At 50.6% G+C, this 1,841-nt stretch carries 3 protein-coding genes; all 3 read left to right on the plus strand.

What is annotated here, in order from left to right; genetic code table 11:
• A partial coding sequence (locus OXN25_19435) for a hypothetical protein (GenBank protein ID MDE0427031.1) occupies positions 1-438 on the plus strand: 438 nt, incomplete at its 5' end.
• 74 nt (positions 439-512) lie between these two features.
• Complete coding sequence (locus tag OXN25_19440) at positions 513-689, plus strand: hypothetical protein (GenBank protein MDE0427032.1); 177 nt, start codon at positions 513-515, stop codon at positions 687-689.
• A gap of 130 nt (positions 690-819) precedes the next feature.
• A partial coding sequence (locus tag OXN25_19445; GenBank protein MDE0427033.1) for a hypothetical protein occupies positions 820-1,841 on the plus strand: 1,022 nt, incomplete at its 3' end.

The following is a 1,841-nucleotide window of genomic DNA, read 5'->3' on the forward strand; positions in this document are numbered from 1 at the left end:
AAGGTGTTATCTGACTGGACGACGGGTGTTGTCACGTTCACCATCAAAGAGGCACGTAAGTGGATAGCGTTTGGCACACAGACGATCGTTGCGATCCGTCAGCGGCTGGTGGACGTTGGATTGCTGGAGTTGTTATCGGCAAAGTTTAGAGCCTCGGTGTTTCAGCTGTATCCGCGTCCTTATTTGAAGCGGCGCACGCGACGGATAGCGTTCAAGAAACCCTTGCGGTCTGATAGTAGCTGGTACTACTCCTACAATGAACTCTGGAGGATCTGTCGCAAGACCGGCGATATTCAAATGAAGGAAGACGGCAGGTGGCTGTATACAAGCGACTACCATTTAGAGGAAATCAATGATAAAATCTATAAGGATTTTATGCATTACCGACAAGTTATCTTATCGACGGCTCGTTTTCTCACTGAAGATGAGCGTTCATAAGTTAGCTTGTTAATCGCCCGCGCGGTCCTAAATTTACGTGGTAAGACATAGGAGTGGTAAGGAAAAAAATGGATTTGAAAACCTTGAAAAACGCAATGACCATCGGGGTTGATGATCCCCTCAAAAACGGGGGAGTCAGCGCAAAGAAAGCACTGGTCAGCCCAAGGAACGCAGCAGTCAGTGGGCGTAACGCTCCGCTTTTCAGGTTATTGGGTGTCGAGGCAAAAATCCGATTTTTCCCGATTCTCTGAAAACGTCTCGCCAGCCGGTGTGATTTTTCAGTCCATTTTCGCATCTGAAACGTCTAATCCGTGAGTTTCGCGTCTCGAAAGTTCACGGATACGGGAGAAATTTGTCACATCGGCAGGAGGAGGTAAAACGGTGGGGAATTCCAAGGACAGTATCTTTGGCAGTGGTGGCATGTTGCATCGTCTGTTCGGTGATGGCTATGAGGTGAGAGAACAGCAAGCGAACATGGCAAGGGCATGTGTGAAAACGATTTTGGCGCGAGAGGTCTTGCTTGCCGAGGGCGCAACCGGGGTTGGCAAGTCATTTGCCTATCTGAGTGTGTCCGTATCGCCTTTGATTCTCAAGGCACTCCGAAAGCAGGGGCATTCGGGACCGGTGGTGATCTCGACGAGCACGAAGGTGCTGCAGGATCAACTCTGGGAGAAGGATGTGCCAGCGATCTTGGATGTGATGGATCAAGAGTTGCGGGTGGTGTTAGTCAAGGGACGCAACAACTATGTGTCGCTGCGTCGGTTGCGTGAGTATCATGAAGATGTCCGTAATAAGAATGTGTTGTTCTCGACGGCGGATATTGGGAGCAGTGCCCTCCCGCTTTTGAAAGAGATGTCGGCATGGGCGGCATCTTCAGACGGCGAGTTTTCCAATTTCAGTCAAGACGTGCCCGCTGAAATCCGGTTGGAAGTCGAATCGACGGCGAATGATTGTCTTGGCGAGGACTGTCCGTCTTTTTCGGCGTGTCGATACTACCAAGCGAAATCGCAACGCGCCTCGGCGGACATCTTAATCGTCAACCATGCGCTGTTGGCATTGCATCTGGCGAACCCGAACGTGCTGCCTCGCGAGTGTTCAACGTTTATCATTGACGAGGCACACAAGTTTTTTGATGCGGTCAGTGGTGTGTTTCAGATCGAAATCACACGCGCCCAGGTGGACAGGTTTTTCAAAGTCTACCGAACCCGGCTGGGTAAACTTCGCGATCTTTTTCCAAGGGATCCCGAAAAGATGCAGACCTTATCAACGTATCTCAACAAGCTTGAGATACGTCGTCAGCAAGACGTTGAGATTGCGGACGCTTTTTTTGCCGATGCCTTGGAGAAAGTTCAGCAGCACGCCCTGAAGAAGCGCGTCTGCTCTGAAGCGTCCTTGCGATTTGG

It is taken from the genome of Candidatus Poribacteria bacterium (genome assembly GCA_028820845.1).
GTDB lineage: Bacteria > Poribacteria > WGA-4E > WGA-4E > WGA-3G > WGA-3G.